Raw genomic sequence first — 17,624 nt, 5'->3', positions numbered from 1 at the left:
AGTAACCTTTCATAATTAATCTCTACGTAAACTACCTTTTTTAACTTTAGTCGCTGCATAAGCTTTGAGCAAGATAGTTCCTAAAATAAGGATAGAGATTGAGTTAGTGATGGTTGCAGTTGCTCCTTGCAAGAAAACTTTGTTTTGAGGTTCACTGTAAATCAAAATATCTCCAACTGGAGCGATGATTAACCAAGAAACAACATTAGCAATAATTTGGACAAGATTAAAACCAATCATTTGTTTAGTAGTGAAAACACCGTTCTCTAGATCAAGACGCATGCCGTAAAGTCCGATAATTAAGCCTAGAACAGCAGTTGCAAGGACCCAGCTCCACCAAGTTTGGCCATACATTAAGAAATCACTTAGGGCATGACCAATGAATCCCACTGAAAAACCAACAACTGGTCCATAAATGGTTGCAAGCAATGCTAAAAATGGATACACGATTTCAATGTTAGTGTTTGGAATACCAGTTGGAATTGATGTGAAACGAGCTAAAATAACATAAATGGCAGCTCCAATACCAATTGCAACAACACTTTTTACTGATAAGCCTTTTTGATTATTCATAATTTTCCCCCGTAAATAAATTATTCTTTTATTAAATCAATTTTCCAATCATTTCCTGTATCAATATTATACGTATCCGCAAATGAAGCTTGGTTTAAGGCAACGCCGACATTAACTAGTGAATTAATATAGATTAAAGGATCATTGATTGATGCATCGGCAAAAGATCGGACAAAAGGTATTGTATCATGATAATAAACTTGGTCTTGATAAGTAATAGTAACAGTAAGTTTATCACCGCGTTGAATATTCGTCTTTTTAATTGGGTCATAAGGAATATTAGTCCATAAAGAACCAAAGCGAATATCTAAAACATCAATTGATCCGCGTAGATGATCCTTTTCTAGACTAGCCTCAGTAAGTGGTAGTTTAACAACCGAAGTTGGATCTAATGTTTCGCCTAAATCTTCAAAAGATTTTTCTCCCTCAGCCAGTAATGCCCCATTGTAAGTATAGATATCACGACCATGAAAAGTGTTACTTTCTGAAGAATATGGAAGACGATTCTTTTGTTCGTCAATCTCTCGTACTTCTTCTAGCCCCATATAAGTTGCAACATGAGCTAAGGAACCATTATCTGGCGTAATGATGAAGTGGCCGCTTTTAGTCTTAGCAGCAATACTTTTTCGGTTAGATCCTACTCCTGGATCAACAACTGAAACAAAGGTTGTGTCTTTTGGCCAATACTTAATAGTTTGATATAGACGATAAGACGCAGCCCAAATATCATAAGGCGGAATCTCATGAGTTAAGTCGGACACAATAACATGTGATGCAATCATATGTGCTACTCCGTGCATGGCACTAATAGCCCCATCTTTTAAGCCAAAATCAGTTTGTAGTACTAGAAACTGATTTGTTTTCATCAAATTCCTCCTCTTTAATATTTTTTTAATTACTAATAATTTACAATGTAATAAAAAATCCGTCAATAAAAAAATCCGTACTATTTTGTTATGTAAGCGCATATAGTACGGATTTAATGAGAAGAATTATTTTTTAGGATTTTTTTGCCATTTTAAACCAATTCCTGTAACTCCTGAAAGAATTGAGAAAAGTGGAGAAAGTAAACTAAAGAAAGTAAATGGAATAAAAGCTAAAACTGGAACCCCGAGAGTAGAAGCAGCAAAAGAGCCTGCTACTCCCCATGGAATTAAGTAGTTAATTACACTTCCTCCGTCTTCAAGAACCCGGCTTAAAGCAAGCGGGTGAAGTCCAATTCGATCGTAAGCTTGTTTAAAGGCACGCCCTGGTAGAATTACTGATAGGTATTGTTCACCAACAAATAAGTTGATACAAATGCCTGAAAGAATAGTAGTGATTACTAAACGACCTGGTTTTTTGAGATGTTCAACTAGCGGTTCCATAGCAGTTTGAACAATATTGAATTTCATGAGGAGTCCACCAAGAGATAAGGTGGCAATAATTAAACCAACTGTATCCATCATGCTGGAGATACCACCTCTGGTTAAAAGGGCATTAACAGATGAATCACTAGTTTTTGCTACAAAGCCATTCATAATTAAGTTAGTTAAGTCAGTAATAGATTGGTGCGGATTTTGAATAAAAATCATAATGACTGTAACAGTAATGTTTAAAAATAAGGTAGGAATTGCAGGAATCTTTCGCCATGCACAGATTAACATCAATAAGATTGGTACAATTGCCCACCAAGTAATAGTAAAGTTATGCTCTAAGATAGAAACGGTATGATTAATTTTTGAAGCATCAATTGAACCACTGTTTCCTAGAATCCAAAAAAGGATTAAAGAAACAACAAAGGCAGGAATGGTAGACCACATCATGTTCTTTATGTGGGCAAATAATTCACTTTCTGCAACTGCAGAAGAAAGATTAGTTGAATCAGATAAAGGAGACATTTTATCCCCAAAAACTGCTCCAGAAATGATTGCACCAGCAACAAGAGCTGGATTAGCATTCATACTAGCCCCAATTCCAAAGAGAGCAATACCGACAGTTGAAATTGTTGTAAAGCCACTTCCGATAGCAAGACCAACAATTGAGCAGACAATAAAGACAGATGGAACAAAAAATTGACCGCTAATTAGGTGAAAGCCCAGTACCATGATTGATGGGATAATACTTCCTTTAATCCATAGTCCGATTAAAGCCCCAATTAAGATAAAAATAAAAATTGGAATAATAGCTACGCCAATTCCTTCTTTGATTCCGTCTTGAATTGAAGACCAGTCATTTCCGCAAATTCTAAGCCAAAATAATAATAAACATACTGTAAATAGAACGGGAACTTCCGGCATCAGTTCAAACTTAATAACTGAAATACCTAAAATAAGTAGAAGCAAGAGTAAGATAATAATCGCTTCTGGAAAAGAAACTTTCTTTTTCATAAAAATCCTCCAATAAAAAAGTCCTGTTGAAATTAATCAACAGGACGCATTACCGTGGTACCACCTATTTACTGCAGATTGCAGCACTCTAATCAGGTGGTAACGGCACTGATTGTGGCCGAATAAAGATGAATCGTTGTAATTCGTAACTCATGCCTGACTGGTTCGCACTTCACCACCAGCTCTCTGACGCCTAACATAAGCACTACTGTGACGATAATTATTGCAATTATGATAGCAAGCTTAAAAAAAGATGTCAATGAATTTATTAATAAAAATAATAAGATTTCGAATTATGTAGTCTGAGCGGTAAAATAGATAGGTATAGAAAAACTAAAAATTTAAATTGAGGGATTAAGATGAATGATATTTTAACCACCAAAGAATTAGGAACAAATTTTAAACATAAGCGTGTTCTAGATCAAATCAATCTTCATGTTCCTACTGGCAAAATCTACTGTATTATGGGACCAAATGGAGCTGGAAAGTCGACACTATTAAAAATAATTAGTGGAATTGAAAAGCCAACTGAAGGAGTAGTTACTTTCAAAGATAAAAATTGGAAGAGAGAAGATTTAAAAGTAATTGGTTCCTTAATTGAAGAACCGGGACTGTTTGATAATTTAACTGTTGAGGAAAATATCAAATTAAAACTAAAACTTCACCGTGTTGAAAATAAAAATCAGGAGCAAATTTTAAACACTTTGGGCTTTGGAGACCATAATCAAGAGAAGGTCAAAGGTTTTTCTACAGGGATGAGACAACGCTTGGGAATTGCCTTGGCTTTTATGGGAAATCCTGATTTAGTTATTTTGGATGAACCAACAAATGGGCTTGATACTTTTGGTATTCATGAATTGCGTGAACTTTTGATGTTAGAGAAAAAGCAAGGAAAAACAATAATTATAGCTAGTCATATGCTTTCTGAGATTCAAAAGGTTGCAGATCGAATTGCTATTTTAGGTGATGGAAAATTGCTCCTAGAAGAAGACTATGAACCAGAAACAGATTTAGAAGAATTATTTATCTCAACTTTAGAAAAGGCAGGCATAAAGCATGACTAATATTTTAAAAGTTGAATTTTTAAAAACGAAACATAGTGTAGTTCGCTTACTAGTATGGCTACTACCATTAATTGCCGTTTTGATGATGGCTGCTGTTTTCTGGGATAACCAATATCTAGTTCAATTAATGATGGGACAATGGGGTTATTTCTGGTTGAATATGTCAATCGGACTACTTGTCGGTATTAGTACTTATTATCAAAAACAAGCGACAAAATTTAGAGAAATATTGACGTCCCCACAAGACTTATTAAGCTATGAAATTGGTAGAATTCTCCATGGAATTATTCAAGCATGTATCATAAGCGTGATTTTTATAGTTTTGATGATCTGTGTTCGTTTTATTTTCTCAAGTACCGAAGAAATAGGCTTCATGATTTGTTCAGTAATTGGAGTTTTATTAGCATCTTTATGGCTGGTACCATTTTATTCTTGGCTTGTGAGAATTACTAACCTATATTTTGCACTAGGAGTTGGTTTTTTAGGATCAATTTTAGCCATGTTTTTAAGTCGTACAACTTGGAGCATGTGGTGGCCGTTTGACTGGGGAATGCTTTTAAATAATCTTTGGATAAAAGGCGACTTCGTTTGGGGATCATGGAGCTTAATCATTTGCGGCTTAATTTTAGGAATTATCTTAAGTATTTTTAGTGCGTACTTTTTTAAAAAGCAATAACATTTTTTAGTAAAATAGTAACAAGTATCTAAATATTGAGGATTGAATTATGCAAAAAAATCAAATAGTTGACTTAGAAATTACAGATTTATCTTATGAAGCAATGGGTGTTGCTCATTTAGATGGGATGACAGTTTTTGTAAATAACGCTCTTCCGGGTGAAATTGTTTCTGCCAAAATTTTAAAAGTAAAGAAAAATTTTACTTTTGCTAAAATTGAAAAAATTAAAAAAGAGAGTCCAGATCGGATTAACGTGAAACTTCGCCAATGGGTTCAAACAGGGCTTGCATCACTGGCTCATATTAAGTATGATAAACAGCTTGAATTTAAACGTAATCAAGTTGTTAATTTACTGCATAAAGCAGACTTAGATAATGTTAAAGTTGGTCAAACGATGCCTAGTCCAGAAGAAACGGGTTATCGGAATAAGGCACAAGTGCCAGTACGTGAAGTTAATGGCAAGCTTGATATTGGCTTTTTTAGAAAGCATTCTCATGACTTGGTGCCGTTAACTAACTTCTTTACTACGGATCCAGAAGTTGATCGAGTTTTAATTAAAGTACGCAACATTTTGAGAAAGAATCATGTTCCGGCTTATGATGAAAATCGTAATAAGGGAGAAGTGCGCTATCTTGAAGTTCGCCGCTCTAAAGCAACAGGCGAAATTATGGTTATTTTAGTATGCTTACATAAAGATTTTCCACAATTAAAAGAAGTTACTAAAGAAATTAGTGAGATCAAAGGCGTTACTAGCGTAGTTTTAAATCATAATCCTAAAAAGACAAATGTGATCTTAGGTAAAAAGGATTACTTGCTTTGGGGAGAACCACAAATTACCGATAAAATTGGGGATGTTAGTTTCAAAATTTCTCCACAAAGTTTCTTCCAAATTAATTCTCTACAAACTCCACGTTTGTATGATTTAGCTATTCAAAAAGCTGATCTTAAGCTAGATGATGTCGTAATCGATGCTTATTCTGGTATTGGTACCATTGGTCTTAGTGTAGCTAAGCACGTTAAGGCAGTGCGGGGGATGGAAGTCATTGAGCCCGCTGTTGAAGATGCTAATGCCAATGCTAAATTAAATGGCATCACTAATGCAGAATATGTTGTAGGTAAAGCAGAAGAAGTAATGCCGCGCTGGGCTAAAGAAGGGTTGAAAACCGATGTCATCTTCGTTGACCCACCTAGAAAGGGACTTACTCCAGAATTTATTGAAGCTGCTGTAGAAACAAATCCGAAGAAGATTGTTTATATTTCATGTAATCCAGCAACCATGGTGCGTGACTTACAACTGTTCAAGGAACAAGGTTATGACTTTGACGAAATTGATCCAGTTGATATGTTCCCGCAAACCCCTCATGTTGAAGCTGTAGCAGTCCTTGAACGTACAGAAAAATAGGTTATAAATGCCGGCGTAACGGCATTTTTAGGTGATCGGAAGTGTACTAATTCCTCTTTTGGTGATTGGAATTAGTACACTTTTTGCTTGTTGAGCTAGAGGGTCGAGTGGACAACGTGTTGGATTTTTAGGTTGTGTAGATAAGTATGTGTTTTGGGGAGTTGAGTTGGTTAAGTTGATGAGAGAAGCAGTAATGGTTGACATGACGATAAGATAATGGATGTTAATTATTAAAGATATTTATAATCAAAGATTTAATTTATTGATTTTAATCAATTTTTGTAAAATGCTTTTATGCCAAATTTATATCGCAATAATCAAATGGAAGGATGAGAAATATGGTCGACTATATTGCAAAAATTAAACCAATAAATGCGGATAAAATTGAAACACAGGCGCATGGAATAGCAACATTCAGTGAAAATGGTAATAGCCTTCATATTCATGTGGAAATGTTTGATACGCCTGCCAATATTGAACATTGGGAACATTTCCATGGATTTCCAGATGGAAAACAAGCTCATGTTCCGACGCTAATGCAGGACGTGAATCATGATGGCTTTATTGATTTACCTGAAACAGAGGCAGTATCTGGGACAACGATGGTTCCTTTTGATGATGCACCACAAGAAATGAACATTCCCCATGATGGCTACCCGGTTGCAGATAAATACGGTCATTATGAATATGATAAGGATGTTCCATTAAAAGATTTACAAGCAAAATTTAAGCAAGCATTTGGTAGTGACGATCTACAATTAGACAAACGAGTAGTTTATGTTCACGGCGTACCAGCGGATCTTAAATTGCCATCTAGCGTTGCCGGTAATGTTATGAGTTATGATGCACATACAACTTTGCCAATTGCTGCTGGAGAGATTAAATTAGCACATTAATTTTATAGAACTGAAATTTGAAAGCCAGAGTCTATGCTTTTTGCATGGTTTCTAGTCTTTTTTGTATATTCTCTCTTTTATTAAACAAAATTTACACGATAAAACTGTGATTTTTTGCTTAAAAGATAAATATAAAAAGACACTAGTATCTTGATAACAGTCAAGTCACCTAAATTGTTTTTTACCTATAATGTGTAGTGTCAAGAAAGGGAGAGGTGAAAAATGATTAAGTTACAACAATTTTTTATGAGGTACAAAAAGCAGCTTTTGCTTGTTAATACTATTCTGCTGTTGCTTGCTGAAGGATCTAAATGGCTATTGCACATAAATTTACCATACCAGGCTTTAATGCTTATCGTGGGGATTGTCGGAGTGCTTCCAATTGCTTTGATGGCTATTTCATCTTTAAGGGTTAAATTAATTTCTATTGATGTTTTAGTATCGCTGGCAGTCATCGGTGCTTTCATTATTGGTAAATTTAATGAAGCAGCCATTGTTACTTGGCTATTCATGTTAGGAGATGTACTGGAAGAATTAACCCTAAAGAAAACGCGGTCAGCCGTTGCTGATTTAACCAAAATGGCACCACAGACTGCGTTAGTTGTTCAAGATGATGGCTCAACTGAGAAAGAAGACGTCGATTTCATTGATCCTGGTGAGAAGATTTTAGTTAAAACTGGTGATCAGGTTCCAGTCGATGGCAAGGTTATTTCAGGTTCTGGTTATCTTAATGAAGCCAGTGTTAACGGTGAATCTAAATTAGTTAATAAAAAAGCCGGTAATGAAGTATATGCAGGAACTATCCTTGAAAACGGTACATTGACTGTCGAAACTACCGCAGTCGGTGAAGATACGACTTTCGGTAAAATTATTGAAATGGTTGAAGAAGCACAAGATACAAAGTCACATACAGAAAAGTTAATTAACCGGTTTTCCAAATATTACACTCCTGCCGTACTTGTAATTGCGATTGCTGTGGGCCTAATTACTAAAGATCTTAAGTTAGCTATTACGGTCATGGTGCTGAGCTGCCCAGGTGCTCTAGTTATTGGTGTACCAGTATCTACAGTTGCTGGTATCGGTAATGGTGCTAAAAGCGGCATTATGTTTAAAGGATCGCAAGTAATGGATCAAACTCACCGGATTGATGAAATTGCTTTTGATAAAACCGGCACTTTGACTGTTGGACATTCAGAAGTTAGTGCAATTGAGGTATTAAATGGGTCCAAAGATGAAATTATTAAATTAGCTGCTCAGATTGAGCGTCAAAGTAACCACCCCTTAGCTCAGGCAATTGCCAAATTAAATAAACAAAAGCCAGCTTCAATTAAAGTGGAAACTGTTAAGGGTAAGGGAATCATCGCCATTTTAAATAATCAAAAATATTATTTAGGTAACCAAGACTTAATCGTTGAAAATACCCGTACCAATGCAAAATTGGATAAGACAATTAATCATTTGAGTCAATTAGGTAATTCAATTGTCGCTTTTGCTAATGAAGACCAAAGTCAATTAGCTGTTTTTGGCATTAAAGATCAATTGCGCCCAGAAGCTAATGATGCTTTAACCCACTTAAAAGAATTAGGGGTTAAAAAGTTAGTTATGCTTTCTGGAGACAATCAAGAAACTGCTGAACGAATTGCGGCGAAGTTGTCAATCGATGAAGTTCATGGTCAAATGTTGCCACAAGACAAGGCTGCTTTTGTTAAAAAAGAAAGAGCCAAGGGACACCATATTGCTTTTATTGGTGATGGGATCAATGATAGTCCGGCCTTAGCTAATGCTAATGTTGCAATTGCCGTTGGTAGTGGAACGGATGTTGCCATTGAAGTTTCAGACATAGTTTTAGTTAAAAATGACTTGCGGAAGATCGCTTATGCCCTTGGCTTATCCAAGAAGACAATTTTGAACATGAATGAAAATATCGTGATGGCTTTACTGACAGTCTTATTGTTGTTCATCGGTTTGTTTGCGGGTTATGTTGAAATGGCAAGTGGGATGTTTATTCATGAATTTAGTATCTTAATTGTTATCTTGAACGGGATGAGATTAATCAAATTTCAGCAAAAAATTGACGATCATCAAGTTTATAATCAACAAAACAAAGTAGCATTAGATATGTAAATTAATAAGGAAGAGGTAATTTAATCATAAAAAAAGTACTGATGAAAATATCTGGCATGACCTGTCCTTCATGCTTAAGCAAAATTGAAAGGGCGGTTGGTAGTTTGGATGGAACCGACCAAATAAAAGTTTTATTCAATGCAGGAAAGCTAAAATTTACGCTGGATCCTGATAAGACTAAAACTGTTGACGTCAAGACAGCGATTGAAAAAATGGGTTATGAAGTACAAGGAATTAAGGAAAAGGAGCTTAACTGATGAATGCAGAAGAAAAATACCAGGCGGAATTGAAGCAAAGCGACCTTGATCACCATCAGCCAACCGCAGCTGCTATGACTGGTCACATTATTTCTAACTTGTTAATCCATTCTTTAAAGATTAACCAAGCTAACTTATTTGCTAAAGGATCTGCTAGTCTTTTTTTAGCCGAAAAAGCTGCTGGTTGGATTGCTTATGAACGTCAGGAATTTGACCAATTGAATCACTTATTGGTTAATAATGGTGAAAGTATTCCAACAATTACAGCTCAATTTAAGGAATATACTATGCTAGAAGAAGATGGCAGTAGTAAATATTTAGCAGGTGATAAGCAATTGTTTGCCTTGGTAAAAGATTTTGATACGCAAACGCTCTTCATTACTAAGGCAATTGCTTTAGCTAACAATGAAAGTTGGCTAGAATTATCTGCTAATTTAACTAATTTAATGGCTTGGATTAAGGAGCAAATTCGGGTAACTCAAGACTTCTTAGATCATGAACTAAAAGAAGGATTGTATGTCGAAGACGACGATGATGACTTTTAATTAAAGGACGATGAATTTAATGGCTGATTTATGTGTTAACTTAGTACCACTATTTAATGCTTTACCTCAGGATGAGAAGATGCAAATCGAAAAATTAGTTCAGCATAAAAACTATCAAGAGGGTGAAGTGATAATTGATCCAACGATAAATGATAATTTAGTAATTGTCGCTGATGGTAACGCTAAGCAGTACACCTTAGATGAAGACGGCTATGAGAATGTTTTGCAAATCTTGCATACAGGTGATTATATTGGTGAGGATTGGCTTTTTGGTCAAAAAAATATCAATAATTACGTCGAGGCTACGGAACACAGTAAAATTTGTTTATTAAAACGACAGGATCTACTGAAGTTAATGCATAAACAGCCAGAATTAAGTATTCGATTATTGGAACTAAATATTGTTAAAGTTTCGGAAATGCAAAAACAAATTCACTTGTTGGCTTTGCCGAAGGTTGAAGACCGGTTATTAAAGTATTTACAAACATATGCAGATGAAATTGGTAAAAATAATTTTACCTTACCCTTAAAAATGAAGGACTTAGCCTTATACCTTGGAACAACACCTGAGACCCTGTCTCGTAAATTTGCTTTATTAGAAAAGCAAGGTCAACTGAAACGTCAATTACGTCGAATTGAATTATTCGAAAATTAGTTTAATTAGGCAATTATTGCTTAGTTGATAATATACACGTTATATCAGTTTAGAAAATAAGAGAAAGGCGGATCATATTATATGCAAAGTGAATTTCAAAAAATTTTTCAAGAAATTCAAGCAGATCCTGATAATGAATCTTTTACAAAGCAAGGGATCAAGCCACTTTACTATGCTTCTTCATCTACCAGAATAAATATCATTGGTCAAGCACCAGGACGAATTGCCCAAGAAAAAATGAAATTCTGGGATGATCCTAGTGGTGATCGTCTTCGGACCTGGTTAGGGGTTTCGAGAGACGTTTTCTATAATTATGGAATGATTGCAATTTTACCAATGGATTTTTATTATCCCGGGAAAGGCAAGTCTGGTAATCTCCCACCGCGTAAAGGATTTGCTCAAAATTGGCATCCACAGCTATTGAAATTAATGCCTGATATTCAGTCAACCATTTTAGTGGGCGCTTATGCGACGAGAAGCTACCTTCATCTAGGATATAAAGATCGGTTGACTGATAGTGTCAGGGATTATCAGCAATACCTGCCAGACTATTTTCCAATCGTTCATCCGTCACCACGAAATAAAATATGGCACCAATAGGTTTCCACAGACTGATTAAAATTCTTAACTCTGAGTAACGTTGAAAATACTTAAATCCATGGGGCATAACGGTTGTGTAGACATAAGAGCTACCATTACACAGACATAGTCAACCGCGCCACATGACCGTTTAGCCCCAATGTGCAATTGTCAGAAACCAGTCACTGCATGTTGAAGCTGTAGCAGTACTGGAGAAGAAATAACGATTATTAAAATAAAAAAATTCTGTATGCTTTGTAAAAAACATGCAGCATATTTTTTTGTCTTAAAAGGGTTGAGGATCTTGATATCCAAGAATTACAATTAAAGAAAGATAATAAAAGGAAAAGCTCTATTAAAAACTGGCATAACACAAAGAGGAAAATATTATGCATCATCTAAAAAAATTCATTTTATATATTGTCATGGCGCTTTGTGCTTTTTCATTGCTTTTATTTGTAATACCGGTCGATAAGATGAATCCTGGAAGCCGAAATACACCGAAAGACCTTAAAAGCTACATGAAATCTCATCATATTAATGGGGTAATGTTAGTCAGTGGCAAAGACGGAAAACCAGTTGTAGTGGAAAATAATGAAACTACTAATAAAGAAAAGATAGTGAAGGCTAATCAATTGTTTCCTACAGCTTCTTTGCAAAAAATTATGACAGGAACTGGAATTTATCAACTTCAACAAAAAAAGCAGCTTAATTGGAATACGCCTTTAGCTAAATATTTCCCTCAGGTTCCAGGTAGCAGTGATATAACAATTCGGGAATTAATGAATCATACAAGTGGATTGATTAATAATGCTCGCCCATCTGCGCCGCTTAAAAACCAGCAAGAGCAAATTGCTTATATGCTTGACCATATGCAATATGACCATCTTCATACTTGGGATTATCAGGATGTAGACTATGAATTATTGGCAGCAATTATTAGTCGAGAAAGTAATTTAACTTATAATAATTACATTCAAAAGCAATTTGCAAAGCCTCTTCATCTTAATCAGATAAAAGATTTTTCTGAAGTTAATAAAAAAGAAATTCCGCAACCGTTAAACGAAAATGTTAGCTGGCATACAGTAACAGTGACTACATCTTCTGACTTTGGAGCAGGAAATTTATTTATATCTCCAAATGATTATTGGAAATTCGTTTATAACGAAGTTTTAAAAGACTCTAAGATGATTAACCAATTTTCTCAGCAAACTAAAGGTCAAGAGGTAGACTACTTTGGTGGAGTATATTTTAAGGGGAATATAATTCGCGCAGAAGGTAGTATCCCAGGATATAATTCCTGCTTTGTGGCTGACTACAAAACTAAGCAAATGATAATGCTTTTCTCTAATAATATTGACTATCTAACTTTAAAGAGAACATCTGATTATATTTTGCATCATTATTATGGAGAGTTGTAATTGGTATTTATTAACGGAATCAATCTATGAAAAAGACTTTAATTACTCAAATTCCAGAAGAATTACCAAAAGAGATTAAAAATTTTATTTCTGGATCACCAATTTATGACAGTTCCTCTTCACCTGAAGCAAGAGTATATTTTATAGATAGAGACGAAGGCTATTATTTAAAAAGAGCTAAACCTGGAAAGCTAGCAAAAGAGGCCAAGATGACACAGTACTTTTATTCAAAAGGACTTAGCGCAGAAGTATTAGATTATACTGCAAATGATTATGATTGGCTTTTAATAAGGGCAGTGAAGGGCGAAGACTGTGTTTATTCAGAATATCTCATAAATCCGGAACGCTTATGCGATACCATTGCTTGCGAATTAAGAAGACTGCATGAAACAGATTACACTGATTGTCCGGTTATGGAGAGAACCAGGGAATATTTAGCAACCGCTGAGAAAAACTACCAAACAGGAAATTATGATAAGTTGGCTTTTCCTGATAGTTTTGGTTACCGATCAGCAGAAGAAGCTCATCAGGTTTTGGAAGCAGGTAAAGATGCTTTGCAGGACAAAGTTTTACTTCATGGAGATTACTGTTTACCAAATATTATTCTTGATAATTGGAAGTTCTCAGGCTTTATTGACGTTGACTGCAGCGGAGTCGGCGATCGACATATTGATTTATTTTGGGGCGTTTGGACTCTTTGGTTTAATTTAAAAACTAATAAATATCGTGATCGCTTTCTTGATGCATATGGAAGAGATAAGATAGATGAGTCGCTATTAAAGGTGATTGCTGCAGCTGAGGTTTTTGGGTAGGAGTGTATAGAAAAAAAGATTTTGCGGTCATATAAAAGTAGGGATTGTAAAAAGTTAATTAATCTTTTCTATAATACAGTTCATACTGTGAATGAAAAAGATTATACAAGTGAGCAACTTGATGTTTGGGCTCCTAAAAATATAGATTTAAGAAAAAAAGAATAAGATAGGAAGTAAAGATAGCCATTCTAACTTCCACATCAATGATTCAAAAAAGAGCTCAGAATCGACAGTTGAAAAATTACCAGTTCAAAATGATAATTCAGTCACAAAACTAGATGCACTAGAGAATAAGCAAAACCATCAACCCAAAACTAATGGTATTTCCGCTACATTATTAGCTTCAAAGTTAGATATACCTGCAAATAATCTAGAAAAAAGCACGAATAATAAATTTACGGAGACAAGTAACCATAAAAATGTTTCCTCTGGAATAAATAATAAGATGAATAATGGCTATGTAGCTTCAACTTCCAGAAATAATGCAAGCTTGCCACAGGCGGAAAGTAAAAACAATAGTACTATCTTAGTTTTGGCAGGTATTAGTAGCTTGTTTACTGCACTTGGATTGAGTATTTTCAAAAAGAAAACTAAATAGAAATAAAAAGCATAATTTTCAGAAGGAAGTTTTGTTGACTAGAACACACTGATAATGGAAAAAATAGATTATCTTGTTCTGTAATTAAGATTTTTCTTTCCAACTTTATTAACTTTTTGGTATGATAGATGTGTTCAAAAAGTTGCCTCAATGGCGGAATTGGCAGACGCGCAGCGTTCAGGTCGCTGTTCACGCAAGTGAGTGCAGGTTCGACTCCTGTTTGAGGCACAAATAAAAGAGATGTGCATGTTTTTGCATATCTCTTTTATTTTTTCTCTAATTTAACCGTTTTATTTTCAAAACTAAAGGGTTTTCTAAAGGTAAGTTGAAAGGCTGTTAACTGTAATTGTTCCCCATCTTGATAAGTCGAATTATATAAGGGATCACCAATTATTGGGGCACCGAGAGCAGCTAAATGAACTCTGATTTGATGAGTTCGCCCAGTTTCTAGTGTAAGTTTTACTAGTGCTCGGTCTTTATCTCTTTTTATTATTTCATAGTGAGTTACTGCTTTTTGTCCATCTTCTCTCACCATTCTTTTTCTTTGATCATTGGGATTGTGACCAATTGGAAGGTCAATAGTACCGATATTTTTTATTTGTGGAGAGTTAGAAATCCAGGCTAAATATTCTCGATGCAATGTTTTATCAGTTAATTGCCTGTTTAAAATTGGTACGACCGCAGGATTTTTGGCTACTAATAAAAGACCATTAGTCAACATATCTAATCTGTGAACAATAAAAGGACTATAGCCTAAATAAGTTGCGCAGTCATTTAAGGCTGTATCTTCTTCATTTAAATTAGGATGTGTCTTTTGTCCTGATGGTTTATTAATCACTAAAATATCATTATCCTCATAGACAATTTGAGGTAATTTTCCACTAGGTTGGTAAGTTTGTTGATCACTTTCAACATGATCAAGCTGAATTTCAATCTTATCTGCAGGCTTTACTAAAAAATTAAGTGGTAAATATTTTCCATTAATTAATACTTTCTTTTCACTACGTAAAAAGTGTCGCCATTTTCTTGGAATAAGCAATTTACGCATTAGCCTATCAACACTCATTGGCGTTAAATGGTCGGGATATGTAAGCGAATATTGGTATATAGTCATTTTTTCACCTTATCTAATTTTTAACCTTTAAAACACTATTTTTCAAATAAAGATATGCTAAAATCGTCATATTAGGTTTATTGACGAAAAGGGAGTTTTAATTTTATGCATTCCCAAAATCATGAGTTTTGGCATCGCGTTCATTTAGCGATTAAAAACTTCAACCATCGTTTTCAAATTTGGCGTTGGTTAATTTTAATATTACTGTCCTGTTGTTTGTTCGTTTGTACATATTATACCGTTAAGGTAAAAACTTCGAACATCTCTAATATGAAGGCAGCACTTTCTACTACAACCACGATTTATGATGATAAAAATCAAAAGGCTGGATCTCTATACTCACAAAAGGGATCTTTTGTAGAATTGAACCAGATATCGCCTTATATTCAAGATGCTGTCATCGCTACAGAAGACCGGACTTTTTATAAAAATCCTGGTTTTAGTGTAAAGGGGATGGCAAGAGCAGCCATCAGTAGTGTAATCCATCGCGGTATTGTTGGTGGTGGATCTACATTAACTCAACAACTAGCCAAGAATGCATTACTGACGCAAAAGCAGACTTTTTCTAGAAAACTAGAAGAACTCTTTTTTGCGATCGAAATTAATCGTGTCTATTCTAAAAAAGACATCTTAACAATGTATTTGAACAATGCGTATTTCGGTAATGGTGTTTGGGGTGTTCAGGATGCAGCAAGGCGCTACTTTGGAAAAAATGCCAGTGATGTAACAGTAGGGGAAGCCGCGACAATTGCAGGTATGCTTCGTAGTCCAAGCTACTATAATCCAATTGATCATATGGATAATGCAATTTCAAGGCGAAACGTTGTTTTAGGTTTGATGGCTGATACAGGTAAGATTTCTAAGACGCAAGCTGATAATGCTAAGAAGACCACTCTTACACTTAATGATACATTTTCTCAAGAAGATGGCTATCGCTACCCTTACTTCTTTGATGCTGTTGTTGATGAAGCAATAGATCGTTATGGCTTAAAAGAAGAAGATGTGATGAATAAAGGGCTAAAAATCTACACGACTTTAGATACTGGTTATCAAACTGCCTTGCAAGATAGTTTTGAAGAAAGCTGGAATTTTCCACCAAATGCCAGTGATGGTACTAAAGTGCAAGGAGCTAGTGTTGCAATGGATCCCAAGACTGGAGCTGTTCGAGCAATGGTTGGTGGTAGAGGACAACACGTCTTTCGCGGCTATAACCGTGCTACCCAAATGAAACGTCAGCCTGGTTCGACTATGAAACCACTAGCTGTTTATTCACCAGCCTTACAGAGCGGCTATCATTATGATTCTGAACTTTCTAATAAACTACAAAAATTTGGGAAAAACGGTTATGAGCCAAAGAATGTTGACAATCAATACTCAAATAAAATTCCAATGTATGAAGCACTAGCTCAAAGTAAGAACGTACCAGCAGTATGGCTTTTAGATAAGATTGGTGTCAGCAAGGGTGTTCAATCAGTGGAAAACTTTGGCATTCACGTTAATAAGAGTGATCAAAACTTGGCATTAGCTTTAGGTGGACTTTCAACTGGAGTTTCACCATTGCAGATGGCACGAGCTTATAGTGCTTTTGCTAACGAAGGTAATTTACCAAATCAATCCTACTGTATTACTAAAATCACTGATGCTAGCGGAAATGTTATTGCTCAAAACAAGAATCCTGGCAATCACCGAATTATTTCAACTAATACTGCTAAAGAAATGACATCAATGCTTTTGGGTGTATTTACTTCAGGAACTGGTAGATCAGCTCAACCATCAAGTTTTAGAGTGGCAGGTAAGACTGGTTCAACTGAGGTACCAGATAGTTATGGATTTGGTACAAAAGACCAATGGATCGTTGGCTATACTCCAGATGTTGTTTTATCAACATGGGTAGGTTTTGATAAGACTGATCAAGAACATTATATGGAGGGTATCTCAGAAACTGGAATTACTCACTTGTATAAATCTGAATTAGAGCGGCTACTTCCATATACTTCTCAAACGCAATTTAAGGAAAAAAGCGCCCAACAGATAGCCAAAGATACAGGTGCAAATTCAGACTGGCTTGGGAATTTAGGTCAACAAGTACAAAAAGGAATCAATGATACTGGGTCTAAGTTCACCGAATGGTATAATAATCTTAAAGGACTTTTAGGTCGTTAAAAAAGGAGTTTTTATTTAAAATGGTTAATATTTACGATAACGCTAATCAATTAGCAAAGGACTTGCAAGAAACAGAACAATTCAAAGATTTGAAGAAATCTCTTGAAAATTTAAAGAACAATCCAGAAAGTTTAGACTTATACCAAAGAATGGATAAGCTTCAACAACAAATTTTAGCTGCTCAAAATTCTGGTCAACCACTTTCTGAAGAAGCACAAAAAGAATATCAAAAGATCAATGAAGAAGTTCGTAATAATGATGAATTAAAAGACATGATTACCAAGGAACAAGCTCTCTTCCAAATGATCAATGACGTTCAACAAGCTATGACTAAGCCAATCGGCGATTTATATGATGATTTAAAGGTAAAATAATT

The 17,624-nt window shown here is 35.2% G+C and carries 17 protein-coding genes, 1 tRNA gene and 1 pseudogene; 15 read left to right on the top strand and 4 right to left on the bottom strand.

The window, feature by feature from the left end; translation table 11 throughout:
• Positions 1-15 precede the first annotated feature (15 nt).
• The 3 genes from GTO82_RS07570 to nhaC all read right to left on the bottom strand — a co-directional run bounded on the left by GTO82_RS07570 (position 16) and on the right by nhaC (position 2,942).
• Positions 16-573 (bottom strand): ECF-type riboflavin transporter substrate-binding protein, encoded by a 558-nt coding sequence (locus GTO82_RS07570; RefSeq protein ID WP_180873094.1) that lies wholly within the window; start codon positions 571-573, stop codon positions 16-18.
• Positions 574-593: 20 nt separating this feature from the next.
• Positions 594-1,439 carry an SAM hydrolase/SAM-dependent halogenase family protein gene (locus GTO82_RS07565; RefSeq protein WP_180873093.1) on the bottom strand — a complete coding sequence of 282 codons (846 nt, stop codon included), beginning with the start codon at positions 1,437-1,439 and terminating at the stop codon, positions 594-596.
• Positions 1,440-1,565: 126 nt separating this feature from the next.
• Complete coding sequence (gene nhaC, locus GTO82_RS07560; RefSeq protein ID WP_180873092.1) at positions 1,566-2,942, bottom strand: Na+/H+ antiporter NhaC; 1,377 nt, start codon at positions 2,940-2,942, stop codon at positions 1,566-1,568.
• Between the two features lie 359 nt (positions 2,943-3,301).
• On the opposite strand from nhaC, the gene GTO82_RS07555 reads away from it, so the two are divergent.
• The 13 genes and pseudogenes from GTO82_RS07555 (at position 3,302) to GTO82_RS07495 (ending at position 14,199) form a co-directional block, all read left to right on the top strand.
• A complete protein-coding gene (locus GTO82_RS07555; RefSeq protein ID WP_023599872.1) occupies positions 3,302-4,006 on the top strand; it encodes an ABC transporter ATP-binding protein in 705 nt (234 codons plus the stop codon).
• Positions 3,999-4,682 (top strand): MFS transporter permease, encoded by a 684-nt coding sequence (locus tag GTO82_RS07550; RefSeq protein WP_180873091.1) that lies wholly within the window; start codon positions 3,999-4,001, stop codon positions 4,680-4,682. The genes GTO82_RS07555 and GTO82_RS07550 overlap by 8 nt, the downstream gene beginning before the upstream one ends.
• Before the next feature lie 49 nt (positions 4,683-4,731).
• On the top strand, positions 4,732-6,084 hold the full coding sequence (gene rlmD, locus GTO82_RS07545) for a 23S rRNA (uracil(1939)-C(5))-methyltransferase RlmD (protein WP_180873090.1): 1,353 nt from the start codon (positions 4,732-4,734) through the stop codon (positions 6,082-6,084).
• Positions 6,085-6,422: 338 nt separating this feature from the next.
• Complete coding sequence (locus tag GTO82_RS07540; protein ID WP_180873089.1) at positions 6,423-6,980, top strand: hypothetical protein; 558 nt, start codon at positions 6,423-6,425, stop codon at positions 6,978-6,980.
• A 222-nt stretch (positions 6,981-7,202) separates the two neighbouring features.
• The gene (locus tag GTO82_RS07535; RefSeq protein WP_180873088.1) at positions 7,203-9,104 is read left to right on the top strand and encodes a heavy metal translocating P-type ATPase; all 1,902 of its coding nucleotides are present in this window, start codon (positions 7,203-7,205) and stop codon (positions 9,102-9,104) included.
• 26 nt (positions 9,105-9,130) lie between these two features.
• A complete protein-coding gene (locus tag GTO82_RS07530) occupies positions 9,131-9,361 on the top strand; it encodes a heavy-metal-associated domain-containing protein (RefSeq protein ID WP_180874113.1) in 231 nt (76 codons plus the stop codon).
• The gene (locus GTO82_RS07525; protein ID WP_180873087.1) at positions 9,361-9,906 is read left to right on the top strand and encodes a DNA-binding protein; all 546 of its coding nucleotides are present in this window, start codon (positions 9,361-9,363) and stop codon (positions 9,904-9,906) included. Before GTO82_RS07530 ends, GTO82_RS07525 begins: the two co-directional genes overlap by 1 nt.
• Positions 9,907-9,925: 19 nt before the next feature.
• A complete protein-coding gene (locus tag GTO82_RS07520) occupies positions 9,926-10,561 on the top strand; it encodes a Crp/Fnr family transcriptional regulator (protein WP_180873086.1) in 636 nt (211 codons plus the stop codon).
• 81 nt (positions 10,562-10,642) lie between these two features.
• Positions 10,643-11,152, top strand: a pseudogene (locus GTO82_RS07515) (uracil-DNA glycosylase family protein); the annotation flags it as partial.
• Between the two features lie 377 nt (positions 11,153-11,529).
• Positions 11,530-12,561 carry a serine hydrolase domain-containing protein gene (locus tag GTO82_RS07510; protein WP_180873085.1) on the top strand — a complete coding sequence of 344 codons (1,032 nt, stop codon included), beginning with the start codon at positions 11,530-11,532 and terminating at the stop codon, positions 12,559-12,561.
• 26 nt (positions 12,562-12,587) lie between these two features.
• Positions 12,588-13,373 (top strand): aminoglycoside 3'-phosphotransferase, encoded by a 786-nt coding sequence (locus GTO82_RS07505; protein WP_180873084.1) that lies wholly within the window; start codon positions 12,588-12,590, stop codon positions 13,371-13,373.
• Positions 13,374-13,818: 445 nt separating this feature from the next.
• Positions 13,819-13,971, top strand: a complete 153-nt coding sequence (locus GTO82_RS07500; protein ID WP_004893577.1) for a hypothetical protein — start codon at positions 13,819-13,821, stop codon at positions 13,969-13,971.
• A 144-nt stretch (positions 13,972-14,115) separates the two neighbouring features.
• Positions 14,116-14,199, top strand: a tRNA-Leu gene (locus tag GTO82_RS07495).
• Positions 14,200-14,236: 37 nt separating this feature from the next.
• On the opposite strand, the gene GTO82_RS07490 is transcribed toward GTO82_RS07495, so the two are convergent.
• Positions 14,237-15,085: an RluA family pseudouridine synthase gene (locus GTO82_RS07490; protein WP_180873083.1), complete on the bottom strand. Its 849-nt coding sequence runs from the start codon at positions 15,083-15,085 to the stop codon at positions 14,237-14,239.
• A 105-nt stretch (positions 15,086-15,190) separates the two neighbouring features.
• Between GTO82_RS07490 and GTO82_RS07485 the strand changes: the two genes are divergently transcribed.
• Together GTO82_RS07485 and GTO82_RS07480 are read left to right on the top strand one after the other, a co-directional pair.
• Positions 15,191-17,248: a PBP1A family penicillin-binding protein gene (locus tag GTO82_RS07485; RefSeq protein ID WP_180873082.1), complete on the top strand. Its 2,058-nt coding sequence runs from the start codon at positions 15,191-15,193 to the stop codon at positions 17,246-17,248.
• Between the two features lie 20 nt (positions 17,249-17,268).
• Positions 17,269-17,622, top strand: a complete 354-nt coding sequence (locus GTO82_RS07480) for a YlbF family regulator (protein WP_180873081.1) — start codon at positions 17,269-17,271, stop codon at positions 17,620-17,622.
• Positions 17,623-17,624 lie beyond the last annotated feature (2 nt).

The organism is Lactobacillus johnsonii (assembly GCF_013487865.1).
In the GTDB taxonomy this organism is placed as follows: domain Bacteria; phylum Bacillota; class Bacilli; order Lactobacillales; family Lactobacillaceae; genus Lactobacillus; species Lactobacillus johnsonii_A.
This window is presented reverse-complemented; position numbering and strand designations above follow the sequence as displayed.